This window comes from Myxococcales bacterium (assembly GCA_012517325.1).
GTDB lineage: Bacteria > Lernaellota > Lernaellaia > Lernaellales > Lernaellaceae > JAAYVF01.
The window spans coordinates 23,394-49,158 of sequence record JAAYVF010000036.1 but is presented as its reverse complement, the minus strand read 5'-3'; the positions used below and the strand labels follow the sequence as shown (position 1 = coordinate 49,158).

Sequence of the window (25,765 nt, the reverse complement as noted above, 5' to 3'; positions counted from 1 at the left end):
CGGCGTGCGATCCATGGATGGATCGCCACTTTCGGCAATTTCCGAAGTTGCCGAAAATGAAGTGAAACAAAAACCACGCTTTTTGTTGAGCGCGATTGAAAAAGGCCAGGACGGCCTTTTTTACCAGTTTGTTAGGGAAAATACTTGATTGCGAATTATTTGGAAAGGTCCGGCTTCTTCCGGTTATCCAGTCGCAACGATTTGATCATCGTCGGCAAGCCGAAGATGGCGATGATCATGGTGACGGTGATGGCGAAAACCAGAATCCAGCCGAAGGAAATCATGCCGCGGTGATGCGCGAAAACCAGCGAGCCGAAACCGGCGACCGCGGTCGCCGCGGCCAGCCAAAGCGCGTTGCCCATGGTGGCGATCAAGCGGCCGAGGTCCGCGCCGTCCGGCTCCCGCCAGCGGTGGATCATGAAGATGCCGTAATCGATGCCGATGCCCATCAGGATGGGCAAAAACAGTTGGTTGGCCATGTTGAGGTTGACGCCCAGCGCGCCGAGCAGGCCCAGCGACAGAACGATGGCCGTGATCAGCGGGAACATGGTTAACAGCACATCCCGCAGGTTTTTAAAATCCACCAGGATCAGCAGGAAGATGATGATTCCCGCCATCCACGAAGCCGTGACGAAACCGCGATGAATCATGCGGCTCGTCACCTGGTAGACGACGCCGAAGCCGGTGATGCGCTTGGGCCCTTCCTCATTGCCGAAAACGGCCTCGGCCGCCTGTTGAACGTCGCCAACGAACCGGTCCAGAAAGGTTATGTCCCACAATTCCTTTTGGGGGAAAACCATCGTGGAGAAGCGGCCGCTCTGGCCGATGAACCGCTCTTTCATCTGCGGATCGAGCGTCGCCAGGGTGATCGGCGGCGCTTGCATCATCGCCAGCAATTCGTCGCGGGCTTGCGCGACCGTCGTGAAAAAAGCCGTTTCAAACGCCGCCTGATTGGCCGCCGCGTCGGGTCTGGCCAACGCCGCGTCGATCGCCGCGAAGCGTTTGAGCAGGCGGTCCAGGCTCGCCACCAGATCGGTCAGCCCGCTGCCGAAGGCGTCTTCCTGGGCGGTTTCCAGACGCTTGATCGATTTCGTCACCCGCTCGCGCAAGGCGGCGATCGCGGGCGTCGGCGGCGCGGTTTTTACGGGAATGGTCGCGACGATTTTCGCCATTTCCGACAGCAGCCGCCTTTTCTCTTCCTGATCCGGCGGCAGCAGCATGGCGATCGATTCCACCCGCGACACCGTCGCTTTGCCTTCGAGTTCCTTTTGCAGGCGGCGGATCTGCTCGAGGTCGTCGGCGATCACCGACACGAATTGCGTTTTATAGGGCGTCGCCTGTTCGAGCCGATCGCCGACGCGCACGGCTTCGCTGTTGACCGCCAGCAAATTGTTCAGGTTGTAGTCGAAGCGCAGGCGGGGAATCTGGGTCAGCGCCGCCAGGACCGCGACGAGAATCACCACGGCCAGGATCAAGGGGCGCCGCAAAACGCGTTCGCCCGCGCGCCGCAACACCCGCGACTCCGCCAGCCGGGCCATGTCCTTGGGATCGGCCTTCGGCGGAAAATGCGCCACCAGCGCCGGGTGCACGAAGAAGGAAGCCACCAAGGCGCACAGGATGCCGGAACCGGCCACGATGCCCAGGTCGGAAAAAGCGGGCTGGTCGGTGAAGCCGATGGCGAAGAAGGCGGTGATCGTCGCCGCGGCGCCGCTGCCGACGCTCTGCCCCACGTTGGTCAGGGTGTTGTGCGTCGCCTCGGCCGTGGTGCGCCCCAGGGCGATCTCCTCGTCGAAACGCCGGATGAAGACGACGCCGTAGTCGATGCCCAGGCCGAAGAGAATGCCGACGAAACCCGAGGTCAGGTAATTCAGGTGGCCGATGGTGAAATACGTGACGCCGAAATTCCAGACCACGCTGAGCAGCACCGGAACGAACATCAGCAGCGTGCGATGGAACGACCGTGCCGCGGCCCAGACGATCAGAAAAATGATGATCGGCGCGACGATCCCGACCATGGCGATATCGCTTTTCACCAGGCCGATCTCCTCTTCGATCGAGACCGGCCAGCCGGTAAAGCCGACCGTGACGCCGGGATACTTCTTCAAGACGTCGGCCGCCGTCGCCCGCGCGTATTTCATGAGCGGCACGACGTACTCGGTGTTGTCGATGCTTTGGGACTGCTGGACGAACAGGATCTTCATCCGCCCTTGATTGCCGATCAGATACCCTTGTTCGTCGGCGCGCGAATCGCCGAACTTGGCGACCAATTGCGCGAAGGTCTTTTCGCCGAGGTCGAGCTTGGCCGTTGCCGGCGTTTCCAGATACTGCTGCCATTCCGCCAAAAAGAGATCGAAGATCTCGAGGCCGTTCAGCATGGCTTTTTTATCGGCAACGTCGGTCGTTGAAAGCCGGGCGGATTCGGTTTCCAGCGCCGCCAACAGTCCGTTCCAGGTGCCCTCGCCGAGCGCCCGGCTGAGCAATGGCTGGTAATCGCGCAAGCCCGCCGCCATTTTTTGCAGTTCGTCGACGGACAGATAATAGAGCCCGGATTTCCTCATGGTCGCCAGATCGAGCCGGTAGAAAACGTTCTTGACCCACTGCGGATCGCGCAACAACGCTTCGGCCAGATCCGTCGCCGCGGCCCGGGTCACGACCGGGTCGCCTTCCAGCAGAATCACCAACTGGTTCTGGGCGCCGAAATCCTTGGAAAATTCAAGGTACCGCTTCTGCACCGCCAGCTTGGAATCCACCATCCCTTCGCGGGTCGTCAGAATGGGCAGCCGCGTCATCAAAAAAGCGGAGACGAGGGTCATCGCCAAGGCAATGCCGATCACCCACCAGCCGATGGTGGTCGTGGCGCATTTCGAAAGGAAATTGTAAAACTTGTCGCGCAGCATGGGCGCGGATGTTAACGAAGGGAGCCCCTTTTTTCAATCGAAAAAATCGCCGCGCCCGACCGGGGCTTTCGCCGCTCCCCTCGCCCGCAGCGAAAAATCAACCTAAATTCGCATTAATTGGCGTTTGCCGCGCCGCCGAGCGGCGGCGGCAGGATGGTAGGCAAATCCATGACGATCCCCCCGGCGGCACTGGGCACGTAGGCCCGAAGACCATCCTGGGAGAAAGTCACCAACCGCGGGAACAGACCGACGAAAACCTGCCTTTTCACGGTCATGGTCGCCAGATCGACGATGTACACCATCTTGCTGAAATGCCCCGCCACGTAAAGCAGCCCGTCACGAGGATTGATGGAAAGAAAGCGGATTCCCGGCGCCAGAGGCAGCCGCCTGAGGACGGTCAGCGTGGAAGCGTCGAATTCCAACAGATCGCCTTCATTCCAGGCGGAAAGGTAGAGGCGTCCGGAGGGAGCGAAAATCAGGTGGCTGTCATCCATCGGACCGACAAGCGACAAAGGCGGCGAGGATTGGACCTCGACCAGGCCGTGATTGGTCTCATTGATCCGATAGCGATGGAGGCGCGAATCACGATGCGACAAGACCACGATGTCGCCTTGCTCGTTCGTGGCCGGATTGGAAGTCAGATCAAACGGTTCGGTGGGCAAGCGATCCGGATGCAATTCGTTCGCCTGAATCGCCACCATTTCGTGTTCATTTCTGGCCAGGCCCGTTCCCAACGCCCGGTTGGGAATGAACCATTGCAGATTCTCGAGCGGGGTCGGAAATCGCGCGAAAATTGCCGGTTGATCAGACAAGCGGGCTTTGAAAATCGTCGATCGCCGTTCGCAATCGCTGACGTAGGCGACTCCCAGGCTACAATCGTACGGCAAGTCGAATTCGAGCGGACAAATTTCGGGAAAATCCAATTTCCGGCCGGCGATACGGTCAATTACCCGCATTTTTTTCAACGATTTATAGCCGATAAACAGCCGTTTGCCGTCGCAGCTTTCTTTGATAATGGTGATGACGCCTCCCCGGCGAAGCTCCGGATAGATGCCGCTTCCCTGGCGTTGAAACAGCATCTTCACACCCGGTTGCGCTTCGACCTTGGCGGCTTCCCAGGTATGCGGCATGGCGACCCAGGCATAGACGAGCGGCACCACCAACCAACAAGGCAAGATCATCGCGGCGCTCAAGGTGATCTTGCGGAAAACGACTCCCAGCGCGGCCAGGAGAAGCCCGGACGTCAAAGAGATGAAAAAGTAGCTGTACTCGTATTGCCACATGTAGGCGCCGACGAAGGCGACTAAAAGCACCCAGACGAGCGCCAGGACTACCGTGACGGCCAAGCGCCGGGAACGAACAGCAAAGAACACGAGTCCCGTGGCGACAGTGGCGGGCAGCGCCGTGTAAACCGCCGCGGGTCCCAAATACAGATAAGTGAATTTAAATACATAATAGACGGAAATGATCGTCGACACCGCGCGAATCGGTTGCAGCCGGCGCGGGTTCCGGATGAAAAATGACCGGAGAAGAATGATCAGCGCCGCCATCGCCGCCAGTGCGCCGAGAAAAGCGGGGATACTGAGAATGCGGAGGACTTTGATCAGCAAATAGAGCACGAGCGGCGCGAAGACCGATACATTCAGGAAAAACGAGGCGCAATTCTTTATTTTTTCAGACCCAATCCGCATTAAATACCCTTGTCTGAAGTTGGGCTGACTTCACCACTCTTACAGTCCAAGATGCCAAATTCGAAAAAACACTCGGTTCGACCAGGCGCCGCCGGCACAGCGGACTATTTTCATAACTCATTGATATTATAAAACAATCAACCGCCATGGCCATAAACCGACCGTGTGGATAGCTTAACATGTACGCGGCTCGTCAGGCAATCCACATGCCGCGAAGGACTTGGCCGAAAAAAGATAGTGATCGCGGCCGGTGCGCCGCAATATCCGCCATGCCTGAAAAAAAAGGCCGCCGGTGAAGGCGGCCTTTTCAGGCTCTGCGAATTTAGCCGGACGAATCAGCAGCCGCAACCGCTGTCGTCGTCATCGTCATCATCGCCGCCGCTGTCGTTGTCGTCATCGGCCGCCGCATCGTCGTTGTCGTCATCGTCAGCGCCCGTATCGTCATCGTCGCCGCCGGTGTCGTTGTCGTCGTTGTCGTCGTTGTCGTCGTCGCCGGTGTCGTTGTCGTCGTTGTCGTCGTCGTCATCGTCGGCCGCTTCAGTCACCTCGAAGCCCGCCGCGAGGGTATCCTCGCCCGCCGGGGTCGTCACGACCACGTCGTAACCGCCCGTGGCCGCACCTGTCAGATCGAAGTCGCAGGACAATTCACCCGGGTTGGCCACGACCACGTTGGTGCCCTCGATATCGGCCTTGCTGACCGGACCGGAAAGCGTCACCGTCGTTTCGCCGTCGACGAAATTGGTGCCCAGAATGGTCACGGCGACGGCCGCATCGTCGGTCTCGCCGGAAGGCGGGTTGATCGAGGCGACCGTGGGCTCGAAGGCATAATAATCAAAGGCGTTCGAATAGGAGCCGTTGTAGCCTTCGATCGCCACCATGAAGCCGCTGCCGAAATCAAAGCCGAAAGTCCGCCGGCCGGTGTTGAGCAGATCGCTGAAGGCGACCCAGGAACCCTTGGAGTCGTCGTAATACTCGACCGTGGTCAGATAAGTGTACCAACCGCCGCCGTAGGTATAGACTGTCTCGCCGTCGGTAGCCAGACCGAGGCCGGCGCGGCCGGTGTTCAGCGAGGTGCCCGCCGACCAACTGTTGCCGGCGATATCATAAATTTCAACGGTGGCAAGTTCGGTGCCGAACGTGGTGTACCCGCCGGCGATCCAGATCGTTCCGTCGGCCAGTGCCGTCGCGGCGCCCCACATGAAGCCGTACGGGATCGCGGTGCCGGTGGACCAGGAATTACCATCGATGTCGTAAATGGCGTTGTCGGTCAGACTAGTGCTGCCGTCGGGAGTGCCGCCGAGCGCATAGAGGTAACCGTCGTAAGCGGCGCAGGCCACGCCGTATTTGGCAGTGGCCAGCGTGGCGCCGGAACTCCAGGAATCGCCGGCGATGTCGTAAATTTAGAGTGTGTTGCTGCCGGTCGCGCCGGTGTAGCCGCCGACGACATAGATTTTGTTGTCGTAGGAGGTGACGCAAATGTTGCTGAGGCCGGTCGGCATGGTCGCCGCACTGGTCGACCAGGTATTCGCCGCGAAATCAAAAATGTGAATTTGGTTGGAGTATGCCTTGGCGGTTTCGCCACCCATGACATAGGCTTTGCCGCCCACTACCGCCGCGCCCGGCCGCGATGCCGCGACCGGCGAAGTGGGGCCGGCGGTGAATGACGCTTGCGCCAATGTGGCGCCGACCAGGACCGCAAAAACGGTCAAAAAGAGAAGCTTTTTCATTCATATCCCCTTTCCTCGTAGTGTTTGGTAATTTCCACGTAAAAGTACATTATCAAAGCGTTCAGACGATCCCATAGTTTCATTTGTTGTACCACTGAGGAGAAAATCACCCTGCCATCCGAAAGGAAACCGCATCAACGCCGCGAAGCGATTTCCTCGCGCATTGACCTGATAAAATCTACCATGACGAATGACCGGCTTGTCAAGAAAAATGGCTTTGTATCTCAACAATAATATTTAAGAGTCGCACCGTTCCCGATTCTTCGGGAATGGCATTCCATATAGTCATCATCTGCTCTGAACTCAGCAAATCTATCGCAATATTGCCATTCAATTGAGAACGCCCCTCCCCTTGCGAACTATTGAAAATTGTTTCAAATCCTTTAGTGTTTAGCGAGTGCATAGTTAGCGTTTTAAAAAGGAGGGCGCTTTGAAAAATATCCGCCAAGCGATTTTCGCCGCTGCTTTTTTCGTTTTGTCACTGATTGTATCCAACGTCTGGGCCGGCATCGATTACGGCCCCTGGTTGACCGGCGTCACGGATCATTCCATCACCATCAAATGGGGTTCGCTGGATCCGAGCGGGTCGGTGGAATACGGCACGACCGAAAGCATGGAGCAAAGCGCCGCTTCAGTGGCCGGCGACGGAGTGCACCAGGCGGATCTGGATTCCCTCGAAACCGGCACTCGTTACTACTATCGCGTGAGCAGCGGCGGCGACAGTAGCGAGATCCATTCGTTCCTCACCGCGCCGGACCCGGCCGAACCGATTCATTTTGTGGTCATCAGCGACACCCAAGGCTTCATCGCGCCCTACCATGACATCGTCGAAACCATTCTGCCCTACGAGCCCGAATTCATCCTGCACAACGGCGATCAGGTCGATTACGCCTTTTTGGCTTCACAATGGGATCAATACTGGAGCGTCACCGATCTGCTGGCCGGCGATGCGCCGTATTTTCCGGTCATGGGCAATCATGACCTTTATCCCGGCGGCAAGTCGCATTTCGCTTTGTACTGGTCCAATCCGATGAGCGACGGGACTCCCTCGCCGTCCACGTATGCCTTCCAATACGGCAACACCTATTTCATCAGTTTGAATGTCGACATCCCCTACCATTCCGGCTCGGAACAATACAATTGGCTCGTGGATCAACTCGATTACGCCAAAAGCCAGCCCAGTGTGCAACATTGCATTGTCCATGCGCATTTCCCGCCGTTTTCCTGCTCCAACCACGGCGAGGACGCGAACGTCCTGGCGTTTCGCGAAGCGATGGTGCCGCTTTTCCAGGAGTATGGCATCGATCTGTACATGTCGGGGCACGACCACAACTACCAGCGTTCGGTGGTGAACGGCCTTACCTATCTGGTGACCGGCTGTTCGAGTTCGCGGCATTACAGTTGCGACCCGCGGGATTGGACGGTCACCTGCGAGAAAACCAACAATTTCTCCTACATCGAGATCGACGGCACCGTGATTCATGTCGAGGTGCACCGTCCCGACGATACGGTGATCGAGGAATTCGACCTTGACCACGATTTCAACGGCGGGGACGACGACGACACCGCCGATGACGACGCGGCCGACGACGACGATGATGACAACGACGACAACGACGACAACGATGACAATGACGACAACGACGACAATGACGATGACGACGACGATAACGGCTGCGGCAACTGATCGCGCTTGAAAAGCCAATCGCCTAAAAAAGAACCGGCGGCCCCGCATGAGGCGGAGCCGCCGGTTTGATTTTCTTAATCGCCGCTCAGTAGGCGCGCGTGGTCGGCACCGTGGTGCTGATCAGATTGACCTGCACCGGCACATCCATGACGCCGAGAATCGGGATCGACATGCCGGCCATCGTCCGGCCGCGAACGATCGACATCATGCGCCCATCCTTGGTGTAGCGCATTTTTCCCGGAATGCTCATGACCATGTCGTGCACCAGGAGCGAATTGAGCAGACTGTTTTCGACGTTGAACTCCATGCCGATGTTCACGTCCGCCTGCAACAGATTGTCGGCGCTCTGCACCACATCGGTCCAGGAATTGGGTTGAAGCTCGATCAGCATCGGGCCCATGTCGAGCAATCCCGGCGGATCGGCCTTGCCGCCGAGCGACAGCGAGACCGAAACGCTGGTGCCGATCTGATAGGAATGCGGCACCACCGCGACCGGCAGCCGCGGCTCGGACGCTTCGTTCATCGCCAGCCGGTAGGCGGAGATCGGGAAGAAGCCCAACACGTAAGCCGGATCGTGAATCAGCGGCGATTTCATGGTCATCGTGTTGACCTTCGTCGCGGTTTCCTCCGGGTCCAGCCAGCCGTTGGCGTTGGTGTCGGCGTACGGATAGGTGAACTGGACCGTCTGGCTGAACGGCGAGAACGGCGTGACGGTGAAATCCACCACGTACGGCGGGCCGCCCGGCACACCGTCCATATCGGTGTCGAGCGCCAGACCGTCCAGGTTGGTGACTCCTTCGGTGATTTCCCAGCGGTAGAGGTGGCCGGCGATCGGTTCCTCGTCGGGCACGAAATCGACGAAAATCGAATAGCTTTCGATCGTGCCCGGAATCATTTCGCCCGCCGTGACATCGTAGAGCATGAACGTTTCGCCGTTGATCAGCGAGTCCAGATCGACGATCTGCGAGAAATAGAATTCCGGCAGATAATTGCGCGGCATGATCGAGTTCGTTTCGCGCGTGGGCACGGTGGCCAGCAGGCGCATCGGCTCGGTCGCCGACCCTTGGTAAGGCATCGTCTTGAAGGTGTATTCGTGCCGTTCCGTGGTCGCGTTGCCCGAAATATCCTCGATGCCCGGTTCGACCACCACGCGGTAGATCGTATCCGGGTCGAGCGGCTCGTCGGGCTCGAAGTACATCTTCGGATGGTACATGTCGTAGCGCCCCGGCACCTTGCCTTCCGGACCGACGACGTAGAAATGATCACGCACCGTATCCGGGTCGAGCGGCTCGGAGAAATAGGCGATGATCGGATCGCCCGCCATTCGCGTGTCGACCAGATTGCCGATGTCATCGGGCTCGACCACCATGTCCACCGGCGAAACCGAAAGCACTTCCGGCGGTGTGGTGTCGAGGATCTCTTCTTCCGGCAACGTCGGCGGCGGCACCATCTGCAGCGCCATGATGACCGGCATGCGTTCGTTGCCCAGGTTCAGTTCGGAGTAGCCGGTCAGTTCGATTTTCATCGCCTCGTAGCCGGTCGCTTCGTCGATCACGGCCACCGAGGCCAGGCCCACCATCTGGATGCCGAGCAACGGCTGCGGCAGCATCGCGTTGGCCGTCGGATCGTCGAGGCTCATCGCCGAATCCATCATCAGTGTGATGGTCGCCGGCAGGCCCGCTTCCCCGCTGACGAACTCGGAACCGATCATCTCGCCGACGGCGTCGGTCAACAGGGTGATGTAAATGTTGCCGGTGTAAATGCCCGAGTTGATCTCGCCGCCGACCTTGTATTGCAACTCTTTACCAATCAGCTTCTGCCCCTTGCGCACGACGAACGGGACGCGTTTGGGCGAGAGCTTGGCGTCGCCGAATTCGTTCCACAGCCGGCCGCCGACCATCATGTCGGTGTCGCCCAGGAAGACCGATTTGGTGTAAACCGAGTTCGCCCGGCGCGGCAGCATCCGGCTTTGCGGATACGATTCGTCATCGGGCAGCGCCGCGCAGAAACCGTAGCCCCCGAGCGCCGTCGGGCAATAGTCCATCGCCAGTTTCGTGTGCTTGCCCGTGGAAACCGCCGTCCATTCGTGCACGAACGGTTCGGCCAACCGGCTGCCCTGCACGTCGGTGAGCTGGTTGGTGATCGTCAGGCGATATTTGTGTCCGGCCACCAGGTCGGCGTCCGGATCGAACACGAGTTGGCTCGCCCGCGCGAAGGTGTTGCCGGGCAACTGCTCGCCGGTGTCGACGTCTTCAAACAATACCGATTCGCCGTAGCGGACCGTGTCGCGTTCCACCGGTTCGTTGAAAAACACGCGAAACGTCATAAAGTCCCAGCACGGATCCTCGTCGCCCGGCACCACGCGGCGCACCGAAAGCTGCTCGGCGGCCTTCGGCCGGCGGATGCCGCTTTGGAACGTATAGAATTTTTCCTCGTTCATCGTCCGGCCCGACTTGTCGCGGATGCCGGGGAGGATGTGGAGCGTGTAGTCGGTCAGTTCCTCCCAGTTGGAGGTCGGCGTCAGCACGATCGACGCGTCATAAATCTCGGTGGTCACCTCCGGTTGGTTGCCGGCGGCGTCGGTCAGCAGCACGTGACCGGCCACCGTAGGCGGATCGATCTCGTGCGACAGATAAATCAACACCGAGCTGGTCAACGGCACGTTGAACATCTCGTGATGCGGATTGGTCATCAAGACGCGAAAGGCGTCATTGTCGGCGGGAGCTTCGAGCGGTTCCAGCTCATCGCCGCAACCGGCCAGGCCCAGCGCCAGGCCGACGAGCAGCGTCGCGCCCAGGAATAAATGGATCAAGCGTTTCATGGCGTCCCTCCTCCCCGTTAAAACTTCAGGGTCAGGGTGCCAACCACACCGTTGATCAGACCGCTGGATTCGAATTCGCGGCCGTCCCCCGCCTCCACGGTGCGCGGCGCCAGGTAGTGCAGGAAGTACGAAGCGCCGATCGACGGCGCGTGTTTCAGGCAGGAGAGGTAGGTCATGTCGTGGCCGACGCCGAGGCTGAACGCGTGCTTGGCGTTATCCAGCACCACGGTGTTGCCGAGGCCCGGGTCGGCGAAGGGGGTGTCCTCGAAATAGTAGCCGAAGCGAAGCTGCAGGTTATCCAGCACCCCGTATTCGACGCCCAACCGCGGAATGTACAGATCCCGGGTGTCGAACTTCGCGCTGTCCTTCACCACGTCGCCCTTTTCCATTTCTTTCTGATAGTCGCCCCAGTTCGCCCAGGTGACGTCCACGGCGATCAGCAGGGATTTGAGCGGCGTCACCGACGCGCCCAGCGCCGCCTGTTGCGGCACGTAGGTGTCTTTGAAAGCCATGACCAGGTTCAAATTCGTCAGCGGCGAATCGCTGACCAGCGCCTTGGTGGCCGCGTCGATGTTGTCGAATTGCGCCAGGCCCTTGCCGCGATAGGTCAGGCCCAGGGTGACCATCGGGTGCACCGGCGCGAACAGGCTGACGATCGGCGCGATCGCCGGTTCGGCGCTCACCTGGATCTGCTCTTCCTTCGTGTTGCCGGCCATGTCGGTCTCGGCGATCAGCTTGTTTTCGCCTTTGACCATGATGAACCCGCCCGCGCCCAGGTAAAGCTGCGGGATGATTTCCACGCCCAGGCCGGTGGTCATCGTCACGCTGGTCAGGCCGTAGCGCATGAATTGACCGTCGTCACTGCGCTTTTCCTCGAAGGCCATGAACGACTTGGTGTTGTTGTCCATCGCGATGTCGAAGCCCAGGCCCAACCCGTGTTCCTTCTTGAACAGGGTACCCAGGTTCATCGTGAAACCGATCAACGCGACCTTGTTGGCCGTATCGAAATCGACCGCCTCCGAATCGTCCTTGGGCCCGCCGGTCAGTTGCGGCCCGGCGTACAGGTAGCCCAGGTCGATCTGGTTGGCCGACAACGCGCCCAGCGCCGCCGGGTTGAAAAACGTCGTTGAGTAATCGTACCCGACCGCCGTCATCGCGTTGCCCAGGCCGACCGACCGGGCCGACAGCCCGTAGGTTGTGGGCACAAACAGCAATCCGGCCTGCGCCGCGCCGGCGCCGGCGACCATCGCCAGCACCACCAAGGCGGTCAACATCAATCTTTTCATGATGATCTCCTTCGGATAAGCGCGGCGATAGACCGGCGCCGCGTCTCGTTTCCACTACTCGTGGCTTTTGCCCTTTTTCGGCGAGAACTTGATTTTATTTCAGGTAACCCAAATCCCGCAACCGCGCCCGCTCATCCGCGGTCAACGGCCGCAATTCGGCCAACCGCCGGCCCAGCCCGTCCGGATCGTTCGCTTCGGCCCAGGCGACCAGCCGCAGCCACAAACCCGCGAAGTTCAGCCGGGGCGCCGCCGGCCGGAAGGACGATTCGTCTGCCGTCGATTGGGTGGCCATCTTTTCCGGGATCGCCGCGCCGTGCCCCAGTTCCTCTACCGAGGTCACCGGCTCGTCGTCCTCGATGTCCTGCAATTTCAGCAGCACTTCGGTCGGGATGGCGAAAACCAACTCGACGTTGCGATCCTGGCGCGTGCCGCGATGGCCGAACGGCGCGTTGCCGTGATAGCCGTCGGCGAGCGTATCTTCAAAGGCCAGTTCGCGGCTCAGGTCCGACAGGATGTCGGCGTCGTCGCCCTCCAGCGCGAAGTGATCGAAGTTCGTCAGGAAGATCGACCCGCTGCCGTCGCGGTTGTCGACGATTTCCACGATCCGCCATTGCTGCGGAAAGTCGGTCGCCGAGGGGGTTTCGATTTCCCAGTAGCCGCGGTAGGGATCGCCGTCGGGGCCGCGGTGCGGCGTGATCAGGTTGTCGTGCCCGTGCCCGACCAGGTGGCAAATGACGTTCGGGTGCCGCCTCAAGGTGGCGGCCAATTCGTCGCCGCCCGCGATCGTGTCGCTTTCCTGGTGGTGCGAAGCCACGACCACCAGCACGCGGTCCTTTTCGGCGCGCGACAATTCGAGTTCCAGCCACGCGAGTTGCGCCGCCGTCACGCCGCCTTGCGGGAAAAGCAGCTTCTCGGTGGTGTTGAGCACGACGAACCGCACCGGCATCGCCCGACCGCTGACGTCGGCCAGGTCGAAGGAATAGAAGCCGCCGTCGTCCGGGGTCACCTCGCCGTCGTCGTTGCGGTCCTCGTACAGTGCATGGCCGGTTTCGTACAGCACCTGCATCACGCCGGCGGTGTCCATGTAGGCGCGCGTTTCGTCGGCGGTGATCGGCACGCCGTCGTCGTTCGACTGCGAAGGCGTGTCGTGCAGCAGATCCATCAGCACGAAGTCCGCATTGAGGTCGGCCTCGTAATCGCCCAGCAGGCCGATTTTCTCGACCAGCGAAAACACCGAACCCCAGTCCAACGGCAAGCCCAGAATGCCGTTGGCAATCCGCAGTTTCTGATCGGGATTTTCCTTCCAGTAGGCGATCGCCGACGGAAGGCCGGTTTCGAAACCGAAGGGCGAGGTCGCCGCCACGTATTCATCGGGACGGTAAAAGGTCAGCGGCCCCATGGGATCGAAGGTGCCCATGTTGATCACGTCGTGGTTGCCGATGGCCGAGAACCACGGCAGCGGATCGCCGGAAGAGCGGCGCAAGCCTCCGCACGTGAAATCGGCGTTCGAGTTCGGCCAGTCGGGACGGTAGTAGTTATTGAGGATATTTCCCTCGCCATCGGTTTCCTGGAAGCCGAAATTCCGCTCGCCCCGGTCGCGGCCGGTGTTCGGATTGATGTCCAGGTCGCCGGAATCGACGCGGCACCAGCCCTCGTCGGTCAGCAGGCCGCCGCCGTCCAGGACGTCGACGATCATCGCCAGTTCGTTGGTCTGCGAATTGTCGGCGTTGTCGCCGAGCAGCAGCGCAAAGTCGAAATCGCGGCCGTAGTCGACTTGGATGCGGTTGGCCGTCCTAGCCAGCGCGTTGATGGCGTGCGCGGACAGGTCGTACTGCGGCCGGCTCGAGGCGTCGAACGCGCCCATGAAAATGTGTTTCGACTCGAAGAAGTCCATCCGGGTCGGCGATTCTTCGTCGCCGATGTGCAAGTCGGTCGCCGTGAAGAAATAGGCCAGGGAAAGCCGCGCGCGATTCGACAGGTTTTCGGTGGGCCGCGAGACGCCCAGGTCGTTGCGCACGACCCGCTGGTCGCCGTGGCCGATCGCCATCACCCATTGGTCGCCCTGGCGCACCGGCAGGTAATTCATGTCCAGGGTCGTCGGTACGCGTCCGGACGGCGGGGTTTCATCGTCGTCATCGGTCGCCGCGTCGTCGTTGTCGTCGTCATCGTCGCCCGACGCCGCGTCGTTATCATCGTCGTCGTCATCGGAAGTGCAGGCATTCAAGACGAAAATCGCCGCAATCATTAATAGGGCCAACAGGCAGGCTTGTTTCCACAGTGCCATGGCGGTTCACCTTTCCCGGATAGATAACGAAATGCTCATTCTGGTTTAACAACTTCTTAACAGATGCCGCCGCCGACCACAAGCAGGGGGGTTTTCTTCGGCCGGCAATTTTTTTGTTTTTTCACCGGTTTGGAAACGTCGGTAATCAGCCGCCGGCAAGATTGGAACCAACCCCTCTTTCGATGTGTCGAAACACGGGGTAGTCAAGGAGCGAAAAACAGATGATCACCTTACGCCCGTTCACCCGAGAAGATTTGCCGGCGCTCGACGGTTGGTGCAAAACCATCGACGCTTGGCGTTACCTGTCGCGTTGCGTCCCCCGGCGATTCAACCGGCGGTCCCTCCCTGCCGATGAAGCCTATCAGTGGTCGGTCATCGTCGTCGACGGAACGGCGGTCGGCACCGTATGGTTGGAAAAAGAAGAAGCCGGGATCGTCCGGTTGGGTATTTTGATCGGCCGGGAGGATCTGCTTGGCCAAGGAATCGGGCGAGCGGCCATCGACCTGGCCATTCGCACCGCCCCGGCTGATTTTTCCTTGGCACGGGTTCGCCTGCACGTCCGGAAAAACAATGCCCGCGCGATCGCCTGTTACCGCGCCTGCGGCTTCCGACAAACCGGCGAAGGCTGCAAACTCGACCCGCAGGGTGAATCGATCGAATTTCTGGAGATGGAAAAAGCCCGCGCTTGAATCACTCGGCGAAGGTTCCTGTCCGCGCCGATCGTTCCGCAGAGGGCTCAAACTCCGGATGCTGGTTCGCCGCAAATAATTGACGGCTAAAATCGGCAATGCTATACCTCGGCCACGAGCTATTTTTTTTTTGCGGGTGTCGAGGTGAAGGAGTGCTTTCCGCCGATGTCTGGTACCGGGGTCTGACTTCGTGGCACGAAGGCGCGGCCTTCCTGCTCGGCGATTCCGGATTTCTCGCCCCCTACCGCGCCCAATTCGAAATCACCTACCGCTGCAATTCCTTTTGCCGTCATTGTTGTAAAAAGCACACTCCCCAGGGCGCGAAGGACCTGCCCCCGGACGGCCTGAACGCGGCCGACTGGATCGCGCTGGCCCATTCGTTGCCGCCCTATACCCTGATCACCATCACCGGCGGCGAACCGCTGCTCTACCCCGAGTTCGAGCGCCTCCTCGACGGCATCGCGCGGCGTCGCGTCGTCAATCTGCTGACCAACGCGACGCTGCTCACCGACGAACTCATCGATCGGATCCTGCGCCGCCGGGTCGTGCTCATCGGCGCCCCGATTTACGGCACTCCCGAGCGGCACGACGCCTTCGTTCGCGCGCCGCGCCACTATGAAATGGCGGTCGAAAATCTGCGCCGGCTGCGCGCCCGCCAGCGAGCCACGGGAAAGCGCCGGCCGCTGCTGGACCTCAAGGTCGTGGTGCACGAAGGCAACCTCGACGAGGTGGACCACTTCGTCGCCCTGGCGACGGAACTGGACGCGGATTTCCTGACCTTCTCCCTCGCCTACGACAACCCGGTCATGCTCAGCCCGTTTTTGAAGCCGGATTTGTCGCCTCCGGAGTTCCGGCAACAGCACCCGTTCGGCCCGCGGGATCCGGCCGCGCGGCGCGAGTTCGCGGCGGTCTTTTCGCGCTTGCGGCAACAACGCGGCAGCGGCCGCACGCGCTTTCGCTTCTATCCGCCGTTTCCGTCGGCGGAATCGGCGGCGCAATTCTTTCTTTCGCCGGCCGACGGGCCGGGCTGCATGCGCCGTTGCCGCGGCCCGTGGGGCAATCTCGTCATCAATCCCGCGGGCGACGTCTTTCCTTGCCTGAGCGTAAAGGTCGGATCGGTGCGCGATTCGTCCTGGCGCGAAATCTGGCGGGGCGCGGCGTTCCGCGATTTTCGCCGGGCGATCCGCGCCGCGGGAACCCTGCCCGCCTGCTGGGGTTGTTGCTATGTGGCGGTGGATTTTCCTGCCTCTTCCCGGAGCGACCATGACTGACGCGCCGCCCCAAAACCGGATGGACCGGCGTGAAGGAAATCCGACCGAACTCTTGGCGGCCATGGCCAACAACCAATGGCGCATCGCCCGGTTGAGCGCCCGCTACGGCAACTTCGCGAAAACCATTTTCCTGCGCCGACTCTACGAAACGATCGCCGCTCGATCCGTCGCCGGCGCCCGGGCCGTTTCCCGGCGGACACCGATCGAAATCGTCGCGGCCGTCAGTTCGGCCTGCCAGCTTTCGTGCCGGATGTGCGGCATCCGCCAGGTGATGCAAGAGCCGCCCTATCGTGGCGCCCGCCTCTCCTACGACGACCTGGCGCCGGCTTTTCGCGAAATCGAAACGTGGTCGCCACGCCCCTACGTCAAGTTTACCGGTGGCGAACCGCTGCTGCTCGGCGACGAATTGTTCCGCATGCTCGACGCTTGCCGCCGCCGGCGGATCCCGACCCGCCTGAGCACGAACGGCCTGCTGCTGGCCGACCGCGACCTGGCTCGTGAATTGGTCGGGACCGGCGTGGACGTGGTGACGATTTCGCTCGACGGGCCGCCGGAGGTGCACGATGCGGTGCGCGGCCAGAAGGACGCTTTCGCCCGCACCCTGGCCGGCATCGGCAATCTGGCGGCGGCGCGCCAAGCCATCGGTCGCCGGGGCCCGCTGATTCAAATCAGCAGCGTCATTCAGGCGCTCAACGCCGGCCGCCTGCGCGAAACTTATGGCCTTTGCCGCGGCCTGCCCATCGATTGGTGGAACGTCCAGTTGTTGAATTTCCTCACGCCGGACGCGGCCGTCGCGGCAGACCATCTGGCCCAAAAATGGGGCTACGCCCCCGGGCCGTGGGGAGCCTTCGTCCGGGACGAATTGCGCCACTTCGATCACGCGGCCCTGGCCGAATCGGTGGCGTGGATCAAACGCCGGATTTCGCCGTTTGCGATCAGCTTCCACCGGATCGGCGGTTTTGACGCGGCGGCGTTGCGCAACTACTACGCGAACGGCGAACTGCCGCGCCAAAAGAAGCTGTGCGCCGCCCCGTTCATCAGTCTGCACCTCGCGCCGAACGGCGATTTCGTTTATTGCATCGATTATCCGTATATCGCTTACGGCAACGTGCGCACGCATTCGCTGCGCGACGCCTGGCGCTCGGCGGCCGCCGACCGCTTTCGCGGCCTGGTGCTCGACGAATTCCGCCGCACCGGGCGAACGCCGCCGCAATGCGCGCGCTGCAATTGGATGTATAACTGAGCGATGCGAAAAAGCTTATCCACCACATCGGCCTGGAAAACGGACTTGCCGTTGCTGGTCCTGGTTTGGGGACTGGCGCGCCTGCCGCTGGCGCTACTTCGCCTGCCGCCGCTGGTCGAGCACGACACCTTCGGGTACCGGTGCGATCTTCAATCCATCTCGGTTCCGCCGCTGTACGGTCTCTTCCTCCGGCTGTTTTCCCCGTTGATTGCGGTGATCGTCCAGCATCTGCTGGTCCTGGGCGCCGCGATCATCTGGTACGCGATCGCCCGTCGCGCCGCGAGCCGGGCGGCCGGTCTGCTGGCCGGACTGGCCTTCGTACTGTACGGCGAATTCGTCGTCTGGGGCCATGTTTTGATGTCGGAAACGCTGTTTCTGTTCTTCATTGCCTTGCACTTGGGCGCCCTCTGGCAGGCGATCCGCTTCCGGTCCATCACCTGGTATTTCCTGGCCGGCGCGTTCGCGGGATGCGCCGCCGACGTGCGACCGGTGGCCCAGTGGCAAGTGGTGGTGGTCGCCCTGGCGCTCGCGCCGTTTTATCTGTCGCGGCATCATTTCAAAGGCTATGCCGTTCGGATGGCGGTGCTTTTCGGCGGCTGCGCGCTCGTCTTGGCTCCCGCCGTCGGACGCGTTCACCAGGCGACGGGCGAAATCGCCCTTTCCAACGGCCTCGCCCCGGTGGTCATGTATCGGTTGGTCGGCGACGAAACCGCGCCGCTGGCGGCCTTGCCGGTCGCCGATCCCACGCTTGCGGCGATCCGCGATTACCTGGACGAGGTCGGCCGCACCGATTACGGCGCGATTCATTACCGGGCGTTTCAGCACATTGAAAACCAACTGTTACCGCGGGGGAAAAATTCCGAAAAAGAAGCCTACGCGGCGGTGATGGAACTCTGGCGCGCGTATGTCCGGCATTATCCGTGGCCGTATCTCCGCCGCTCGCTGGCGGAAATATCGGCGACGCTGAACGCCCGGACACACCTGTTGGTCGAGGAACTGTTTTCGCTGGAAGTCGTCGCGCAAAAAAAAGCCCAATGGCCGAGGCCCGGCGCGACGTTCGTCACCTGCCAAAAAAAATTCGTCGCTGCGCTCGGCCAACCGGCGAAGCCGGACTTTCTGGAAGTCGTGACCGCCAGCGGCTTGTATTTCACCCTTTCCGGCTTGTTGGGTAGGCGTTTTCTGATATTCCTGACGCTCCTGCTTGGCCTGGGGGTTCTCTGGCGACGCGACCGGGACGAGCGGATCACCGCGCTGGAATCACCGGGGAACGAATCGACTGGCGGTCACGGCTCCGCGGTTCCGAAAAACGCGGCGCGAATTTATTGGGTCGCCGTCTATGCCACCCTGATCTATCTCTACGCACCGCAATTTTTTGTCAGCATCGCGATTATGCGCTATCGCTATCCGTTCGATCTCGTTTATTTTCTGATCTTCGGCGCCGCCTGGGCGAAGGCCTGGCAACTGTGGCGTGAACACCGGGCGCGAAGACTAAACAAATCCCTTCGTTGAGGAAAAGCGGACGAAATGTGCGGCTTCGTGGGCAGAATCGCGGCCGAGCCGCTGCCGCCCGAAAAATGGCGGCGGGCGTTGGCGGCCTTGCGCCATCGCGGTCCGGATGACGAGGGTCTTTTCTCCGGCGACGGCATCGAACTGGCGCACGCGCGCCTCGCCATTCTCGACCCCTCGGCGCAAGGCCGGCAGCCGCTGACCGACCCGACCGGCCGTTACACGATCGTGCACAACGGCGAAGTCTACAATTACCTGGAAATCCGCGAACGCTTGCGCCGGGACGGTATCGCGTTTCGCACGAACACCGACACGGAAGTCGTGCTCCAGGCGTTTATCCACCGGGGCGAGGACTGCCTCGCCGAATTCAACGGCATGTTCGCTTTCGCGATCTGGGACGGTCGCGAACGGCGGCTTTTCCTGGCCCGCGACCGCTTCGGCATCAAGCCCTTCTACTACTGCGTCGCACGCGGCGATTTTCTGTTCGCTTCCGAGATCAAAGCCTTGTTGCCGCTGGAACCGCCGCCGGCGCGGCCCAACCTGGCGGCGCTGGCGTATTTTCTGCAGTTCCGGCACAACGATCTGCCTGAAACGATTTTCCCGGGCATCTTCAAACTGCCGCCCGCCCATCGCGGCTGGTGGGCCGACGGGCAATTGCGCCTGACGGTCTGGTGGACGCCCCCGGCCGCCGGCGACACGGTGGAACCGACGCGGCCCGAGGAAATCCGCGAGTTGCTGTTGGATTCGGTGCGGTTGCGCCTGCGTTCCGATTTTCCAGTCGGCTTGTTCCTCTCGGGCGGCGTCGATTCCGCCGGGCTGCTCGCCGCGATGACGCACCACGCCGGGCCGATCCGCACCTTCACCGCCGAACTGCCGGACTTGCGCGCCGCCCGGAATCTCCCGGCGCTGCGCAATCGGTTCGGCAATTCGTCGCAGACGATCGTCGTCGGTCCGGAAGCGGCGGCCGACTGGCCGCGCATTGTCTGGCACTATGACGAGTTATGCGCCGACCCGACCTCGCTGCCGCTTTTTCGGCTGGCCAAACGGGCGCGGGAGCAGGTCAAGGTCATTTTTTCGGGCGAAGGCGCCGACGAGATTTTCGCCGGTTACGAGCGGGCCGCGATCCTGCAATGGGCCTGGAAAGCCGCCCGAGTGATCGGGCCGCGCGCGTTGCGGGTATTGCCGGCCGTGCTGCGCCGAATCCCGCCGCACCTGGGTGACCGGTTTTTCCGCTATTTTTCCATTCTGGGGCCCGAAGGCCTCGATCGCCTGGCGCGCTTTCTCGCGGCGCTCGATTCGCCCGGCCGCGCTTATCTGGCCGTGCAGGCGGTGCTGCTCGCCGACGAAGCGACCGGCTTGCTGCTGCCGGAACACGTGCGAGAGATCGGCCTCGAACGGCTGGCGGAGGATTTCGCCGCGCCCTGGTTCGCGCACGCGCCGGGGCCGGACGCGGTCGCCGACCTGCTGCGCTTCGAATTGGCCAATCGCCTGCCCACCGACTTGTTGCTCAAGTGCGACGCCATGACCATGGCGCACGGCCTGGAATGCCGCGTCCCGTACCTCGATTATCGCCTCGTCGAACGCGCCTTGCGGATTCCCCTCGCCGACAACCTCGGCATGCGGACCAATAAAAAAGTCCTGCGCGCGGCCACGGCGCCGTGGTTGCCGCCCGCGGTAAGCGGCACGGCCAAGGAAAACTTCTTCGTCCCGATCCATCAATGGCTGGAAGCACTACGGCCGTGGATGAACGAACTGCTCGCGGAGGACAAACTGCGCGCGGAAGGGATTTTCGAACCGCGCCGCGTGCGGCAATGGGTGGAGCAATATCGGGCGGGGAATTTGTATCGCGCCCGCCCGTTATGGAACCTGCTGCATTTTCAACTCTGGCGCCATATTTACCTGGAGCGGCACGGCGAGATGCCGGCCGGCGCGCCGCCCGCTTGAAACGGTTGCCGCGACCACCCAACGATTCCACTCCAAAACGCTCAAATACCACACATTTTGGCTTTTATTTTTGCCGTTTTCATGTACCATGAATCAGCCCTTCTTGGACTTTCATCGATCATTGTCACGACGGCAGCGGCGGAATGATTCGGATTTCGCGGTCGGGGACGAGTTCATCCAAGGCGTGTTTCTTTAATAACGGCTTGACGATTGGGTGAGGATGTCATGAAAGCCAATTTCCATTCGGCCCTGGTCCTTTTTTTATTCCTCATTTTTCCCTTACTGGTTTTCAACGCTTGCGGCGACGACGACGACCCCGGATCAGGTCATGGGCAGGCTCAAGATAATGATGACGATGCCGCCGCTGGCGATGACGACGACAACGACGATTCTGGCGGCGGTGGAACCGACGACGACAACGATTCCGGCGACGACGACGATGACAACGACAACCTGGATAAGCTGCAAGAGTTGTTCGACAAGATGGATGTCGACCGGTACATCGGGATCGAGCCCGAATCCAGCGCCCCGGGGCATAACGGCTACACCTATTTCACCTACAGCACCGACGACTGCCGCTGCACGTTCGGCGCGAAAATGCAGGTCGCCATTCATCCGGGAACCGAAAACAAGGTGATGCTGTTCATGGAAGGCGGCGGCGCGACGTGGCCCGGCGGCGGCTTTGCGGTGCCGCTCGATTATCCGTGGGACATGGGTTTCAAATCGTTCGAGGAGGACAATCCGCTGCGCAATTGGAGTTTCATTTACGTGCCGCATTGCGATCACAGCATTCATATGGGCGACAACGAACTGATGGAAAACGGCCGGTGGGCTTACCACCATGGGCTCCGGCAGGTCGGCGCGGCGGTGACGCTGATGCGCAAGTATTTTCCGCATCCCGACAAGATTCTGGTCTCCGGCTCGAGCGCCGGCGGATACGGCACCTACCTCGGCTGGGCGATCGTCAAATCGCAGTACATGGACACCGACACCTACATCATGAACGACTCGGGCACCGGCTTCTGGAACCCGGACGATCTCGCGAGTTGGGAAGTGATCAAGGACGCCTGGAACATTCAAATCCCCGACGACTGCACGAAATGCGGCGGCACGGTACAGACCTACATTTACGAGTTGTATCTGCAATACGATCGGCAACTGCGGATCGGCCTGTTTTCCTCGTATCACGACTGGATCATCTCGACCTGGTTCCTGGGCATGGATCCGGACCGTTTCGAGGAAACCCTCATGGCGGTGACCGACGAAATCCACGCGGATTATCCGGGCCGTTTCAAGCGGTTTTTCGTGCAAGGCAACACCCACACCACTTACGAATTCCTGCTGCCGGGCGGGCCGCACCGGGCCATTCGCGGAACGACGCTCTACGACTGGATCGGCCAACTGGTCGACGAGGATCCGACCTGGCGGGATCTGCTGGAGTGACCCGGCTCCGTCTTGTTCCCCTTCCCGCCTCCGGCTAGTGTGCCGGTAATGAAGACGATCGGGATGCGGCGCCTTTCTTTCAACCCGCGCGACCTGTTCGGGGCGATCCTTCTGTTGCTGCCGTTCGGGTATTGGCTCGGCCGGCGGATCGATCTCGACCTTTGGTTCGACGAACTCAGCTCCCTGTCTTTTTTCACCTTCGTCCCGCCGTGGGTCACGGTTTTGCGTTACGACGATGTGGGCAATCACATCTTCTTCAACCTGCTCGACAATCTTTTCACACTGCCGTTTCGGCTTGGGCTCGGCCTGCAACTGGGGACGCTGTTGCGCCACCCCTGGCTGATCCGCCTGGTGCCGCTCGCCTATACCCTGGCGATTTTCGCCGTTCTTTACCGGATCGCGGTCCGCTTTCTCGCTCGCGAGGCCGCGCCGCTGGTCGTCCTTCTTTTGGCTACTTCGATCCCGTTTTACAATTTCTGCCTGCAAATCCGTGGGTACATCCTGAGCATGTTGCTTTTATCGCTGCTGCTCTATTTTTCCTGGTCCGGCAAGCGGCGCCGCGACCGGATCGGCATTCTCGTTTGCGCCGCTCTGCTCGTTTACACCATCCCCACCAACGCCCTGCTGCTCGGCGGCGTGGGAGTCGCCGGCCTCGCGGCGATGGCGCGGGCGTCGGCCCAGGCGCGGACCAACCGCTGGTTGCAACTCCGATCCCTGGCGACCGGCGCCGCACTTGGTTTTCTCGGCTATGTTCCGCCGCTGCTTTTTCGCCTGCCGGGCCGAAGCAATCGCGTGGTCGATCACTTTTCACGCGGCTGGGATTGCGAACCGCGCGCCTTCAGCGTGGTCCTGCCGGGCACGGTGAAGGCTTTCATCGCCGATCAGTGGCTCCTGGTCGCCGGTTTGATCCTGGCCTGCCTGGTCGTCCTCTTGAGCCGGTCGGACGCGGTGCTTCGGCTGCGCGGTAGGTTCGCCTGGCTGACCACCGCCCTTCTCACGCCGTTCGCTCTCTTTTACCTGCTCGGCATCGGCGATCTGGGCACCGCCCGCATTCTATCGGTCGCGACACCGTTGTTCGTTTTGTGGTTCACCACGGCCCTGACGCTGGTTTACCAAGGGCTTCCGTTTCTCCGGCGCGCGCCCCGTGTTCTGCTGGTCGCCCTGTTCGTTTACTGCAACGTCATTTTCTGGTTGAACATCGACCTGATGGACCGCCGCGCCCTGGTCGACATCGCCCGCGGGACCTCCTCGCAGGAACTGGCGCAAAATTTTTACCAGTCGCGCTATTGCCTTTCGGACACCCTGACGCAATTGCAGGATCGCTTGCGCCGCGACCCGCTGCCCGTGATCCTCTACCGTCATATCGGCTTGGGCACGGAATTCTACCTGCGGGAATACGGCATCCCGTTTCGCGCACAGGATTGGGTTGATTTTCGCTTTTCGGCGTTCCGGACGATGCTCGACGGCCTGCCGCGGGCGTACGTCCTGACACTGTATCCCAACACGTTTGCGACCGACCTCCGGCGCGAAATGCCGGAATATCGCTTCACCCGGCTGAATCCGCGCTGGGATTTCCACAACCTTTTTTTGCTGGAACGCGACGATTCAAAAGGGCCGCTGCCTGTACAATGACCACCCCGGAAATTATAATCTCGGCGCGAAGTCGTGACCGGAAGAAAAACTACGTTCCCGGGAAGGCTCGATCGTGACGGATCTCCCGCTGGCGAAATTCGGAACGGAATTGCCCCTCCCGCGTTTTCAGATGAGCACAAATCGATGCGCCTGGCCCTGATTTTCCCGCCCTTTCGCTACAAATTGCACGAGGAAAACCTTGCCAAGGTGCAACGATTTTTCGGGCTTTTCCCTCCCTTGAGCATGGCCTGGGTCGCGGCGATCGCCGAGCGCGCCGGTCACGAAACCCTGCTCATCGATGCGCGGACGCTGGAACTGGACATCGCCGAAACCGCGCGGCGGGTGAACGCCTTCCGGCCGGACCTGATCGGTTACATGATGACCACCTACATGTTCGGCGAAACCCGCGAGTGGATACGCGGCATCCGCGCGCGGGTCGACGTGCCGGTGATCGTCGGCGGGTTCAACCTGCGCGTTTACCCGAAGGAATCGATCGCCCACCCGGAAATCGACTTCGGCGTCGTCGAACAGGCGTTGGAAACGCTGCCGCTGTTTTTGACGGAATTCGCCGGCGCCCGCCGGTACGAGACCGTGCCCGGGCTCGTCTGGAAGGAAGGCGGTGAAATCCGGATGACCGAATCGCGGCCGGTGCGGTTCGACGACTTCCCCCATCCGTTGCGCCGCGATCTGCCCAACGATCTTTACGCCGAGTTTCCGACCGAACAAAAAAATTTCACCGTGATGGTCACGAGCCTGGGGTGCCCCTGCGGCTGCACGTTCTGCGAGGTGTCGCACACGCCCTACAACGCCCGCTCGCCGGAAAAGGTGCTGGCGGAAATGGAAGAGTGCCGGCGCGAGTACCGGGTCCGCGAAATCGACCTGTTCGACTACAACTTCACGTTCGATCGCCGGCGCACGACGACGATCTGCGAGGAAATGCTCCGCCGGGATCTGCGGCTTCAATGGGCCTGCCGTTCGCGAGTCGACGCGGTGGACCGGCCACTGCTGAAGCTGATGAGCGAATCCGGTTGCCGGCGCATTTATTACGGGATCGAAAGCGACTCGCCGGACAAGCTGTCGGAAATGCACAAGGGAATCACCCTGACCCAAGTGGAAGACGCGATCCGCGCCACCCGGGAAGCCGGCATCAAAACCCTCGGTTTCTTCCTGACCGGTGTCGCCGGCGAAACCGCCGAAACGATCAAACGCACCGTCCACTACGCAACCCGGCTCAACCTCGACTACGCGCAGTTTTCGAAGCTCACCGCCAAGCCGGGTTCGCCCATGTGGCAGGATATGCTCGCCCGGACCGGCGACGACTACTGGCGGAAATACATCCTGGGCCAGGTCGAGGAGCGCGAATTGGAGCGGCCTTGGACGGCGTTGACCAACGACGAAATCAACCGCCTGACCAAGCTGGCCTACCTGCGCTTCTACGTCCGCCCCGGCTTCCTCTGGCGGTCGCTGCTCGGCATCCGGACCTGGACGGAATTCAAACGCAAAACCCGGGCGCTTTTTTCGATGATCTTCGCGCAGAGCAAGCGCGCGGTGCTGGATACGCGTTTCAAGGCCTACCAGGAAAATCCGCACCGTCGACTGCGCAAGTACGTCAAGCCGGCGCCGGCCGATAATTAGGCATTCCCC

General features: G+C 61.0%; 16 protein-coding genes. 9 read left to right on the top strand and 7 right to left on the bottom strand.

The annotated features are described in order from the left end of the window. Nucleotides 1–155 precede the first annotated feature (155 nt). From GX444_06965 to GX444_06950, 4 genes are all read right to left on the bottom strand, one after another. A complete protein-coding gene (locus GX444_06965) occupies nucleotides 156–2,897 on the bottom strand; it encodes an MMPL family transporter (GenBank protein ID NLH48328.1) in 2,742 nt (913 codons plus the stop codon). A 113-nt stretch (nucleotides 2,898–3,010) separates the two neighbouring features. Beyond that, nucleotides 3,011–4,588: a hypothetical protein gene (locus tag GX444_06960; GenBank protein ID NLH48327.1), complete on the bottom strand. Its 1,578-nt coding sequence runs from the start codon at nucleotides 4,586–4,588 to the stop codon at nucleotides 3,011–3,013. 335 nt (nucleotides 4,589–4,923) lie between these two features. Then, nucleotides 4,924–5,925 (bottom strand): hypothetical protein, encoded by a 1,002-nt coding sequence (locus tag GX444_06955; GenBank protein ID NLH48326.1) that lies wholly within the window; start codon nucleotides 5,923–5,925, stop codon nucleotides 4,924–4,926. A gap of 63 nt (nucleotides 5,926–5,988) precedes the next feature. Then, complete coding sequence (locus tag GX444_06950) at nucleotides 5,989–6,315, bottom strand: hypothetical protein (protein ID NLH48325.1); 327 nt, start codon at nucleotides 6,313–6,315, stop codon at nucleotides 5,989–5,991. 430 nt (nucleotides 6,316–6,745) lie between these two features. Between GX444_06950 and GX444_06945 the strand changes: the two genes are divergently transcribed. Beyond that, nucleotides 6,746–8,002 (top strand): hypothetical protein, encoded by a 1,257-nt coding sequence (locus GX444_06945; GenBank protein ID NLH48324.1) that lies wholly within the window; start codon nucleotides 6,746–6,748, stop codon nucleotides 8,000–8,002. 85 nt (nucleotides 8,003–8,087) lie between these two features. Here GX444_06945 and GX444_06940 read toward each other — a convergent pair whose 3' ends face one another. The 3 genes from GX444_06940 to GX444_06930 all read right to left on the bottom strand — a co-directional run bounded on the left by GX444_06940 (nucleotide 8,088) and on the right by GX444_06930 (nucleotide 14,393). After that, complete coding sequence (locus GX444_06940) at nucleotides 8,088–10,823, bottom strand: Ig-like domain-containing protein (protein ID NLH48323.1); 2,736 nt, start codon at nucleotides 10,821–10,823, stop codon at nucleotides 8,088–8,090. A gap of 17 nt (nucleotides 10,824–10,840) precedes the next feature. Next, complete coding sequence (locus GX444_06935; protein ID NLH48322.1) at nucleotides 10,841–12,109, bottom strand: hypothetical protein; 1,269 nt, start codon at nucleotides 12,107–12,109, stop codon at nucleotides 10,841–10,843. A gap of 94 nt (nucleotides 12,110–12,203) precedes the next feature. Then, complete coding sequence (locus tag GX444_06930) at nucleotides 12,204–14,393, bottom strand: hypothetical protein (protein ID NLH48321.1); 2,190 nt, start codon at nucleotides 14,391–14,393, stop codon at nucleotides 12,204–12,206. A gap of 221 nt (nucleotides 14,394–14,614) precedes the next feature. Between GX444_06930 and GX444_06925 the strand changes: the two genes are divergently transcribed. The 8 genes from GX444_06925 to GX444_06890 all read left to right on the top strand — a co-directional run bounded on the left by GX444_06925 (nucleotide 14,615) and on the right by GX444_06890 (nucleotide 25,756). Continuing rightward, nucleotides 14,615–15,082, top strand: a complete 468-nt coding sequence (locus GX444_06925; protein NLH48320.1) for a GNAT family N-acetyltransferase — start codon at nucleotides 14,615–14,617, stop codon at nucleotides 15,080–15,082. 152 nt (nucleotides 15,083–15,234) lie between these two features. Beyond that, nucleotides 15,235–16,353, top strand: a complete 1,119-nt coding sequence (locus GX444_06920; protein ID NLH48319.1) for a radical SAM protein — start codon at nucleotides 15,235–15,237, stop codon at nucleotides 16,351–16,353. Beyond that, the gene (locus tag GX444_06915) at nucleotides 16,346–17,596 is read left to right on the top strand and encodes a radical SAM protein (GenBank protein ID NLH48318.1); all 1,251 of its coding nucleotides are present in this window, start codon (nucleotides 16,346–16,348) and stop codon (nucleotides 17,594–17,596) included. The genes GX444_06920 and GX444_06915 overlap by 8 nt, the downstream gene beginning before the upstream one ends. Before the next feature lie 45 nt (nucleotides 17,597–17,641). Continuing rightward, nucleotides 17,642–19,105, top strand: a complete 1,464-nt coding sequence (locus tag GX444_06910) for a glycosyltransferase family 39 protein (protein NLH48317.1) — start codon at nucleotides 17,642–17,644, stop codon at nucleotides 19,103–19,105. Nucleotides 19,106–19,132: 27 nt separating this feature from the next. After that, entirely contained in the window at nucleotides 19,133–21,046 is a 1,914-nt protein-coding gene (asnB, locus tag GX444_06905) for an asparagine synthase (glutamine-hydrolyzing) (protein ID NLH48316.1), read from the top strand. Between the two features lie 225 nt (nucleotides 21,047–21,271). Beyond that, a complete protein-coding gene (locus GX444_06900) occupies nucleotides 21,272–22,489 on the top strand; it encodes a hypothetical protein (protein ID NLH48315.1) in 1,218 nt (405 codons plus the stop codon). A gap of 63 nt (nucleotides 22,490–22,552) precedes the next feature. Beyond that, a complete protein-coding gene (locus GX444_06895; GenBank protein NLH48314.1) occupies nucleotides 22,553–24,121 on the top strand; it encodes a hypothetical protein in 1,569 nt (522 codons plus the stop codon). Between the two features lie 144 nt (nucleotides 24,122–24,265). Beyond that, on the top strand, nucleotides 24,266–25,756 hold the full coding sequence (locus GX444_06890) for a B12-binding domain-containing radical SAM protein (GenBank protein NLH48313.1): 1,491 nt from the start codon (nucleotides 24,266–24,268) through the stop codon (nucleotides 25,754–25,756). Nucleotides 25,757–25,765 lie beyond the last annotated feature (9 nt).

Bases quoted from the DNA above. Each gene is read 5' to 3' on its own strand.
- GX444_06890 (NLH48313.1), top strand. From the start codon at position 24,266: ATGCGCCTGGCCCTGATTTTCCCGCCCTTTCGCTACAAATTGCACGAG.
- GX444_06925 (NLH48320.1), top strand. From the start codon at position 14,615: ATGATCACCTTACGCCCGTTCACCCGAGAAGATTTGCCGGCGCTCGAC.
- GX444_06965 (NLH48328.1), bottom strand. From the start codon at position 2,897: ATGCTGCGCGACAAGTTTTACAATTTCCTTTCGAAATGCGCCACGACC.
- GX444_06930 (NLH48321.1), bottom strand. From the start codon at position 14,393: ATGGCACTGTGGAAACAAGCCTGCCTGTTGGCCCTATTAATGATTGCG.
- GX444_06960 (NLH48327.1), bottom strand. From the start codon at position 4,588: ATGCGGATTGGGTCTGAAAAAATAAAGAATTGCGCCTCGTTTTTCCTG.
- GX444_06950 (NLH48325.1), bottom strand. From the start codon at position 6,315: ATGAAAAAGCTTCTCTTTTTGACCGTTTTTGCGGTCCTGGTCGGCGCC.
- GX444_06895 (NLH48314.1), top strand. From the start codon at position 22,553: ATGCGGCGCCTTTCTTTCAACCCGCGCGACCTGTTCGGGGCGATCCTT.
- GX444_06915 (NLH48318.1), top strand. From the start codon at position 16,346: ATGACTGACGCGCCGCCCCAAAACCGGATGGACCGGCGTGAAGGAAAT.
- GX444_06940 (NLH48323.1), bottom strand. From the start codon at position 10,823: ATGAAACGCTTGATCCATTTATTCCTGGGCGCGACGCTGCTCGTCGGC.
- GX444_06935 (NLH48322.1), bottom strand. From the start codon at position 12,109: ATGAAAAGATTGATGTTGACCGCCTTGGTGGTGCTGGCGATGGTCGCC.
- GX444_06900 (NLH48315.1), top strand. From the start codon at position 21,272: ATGAAAGCCAATTTCCATTCGGCCCTGGTCCTTTTTTTATTCCTCATT.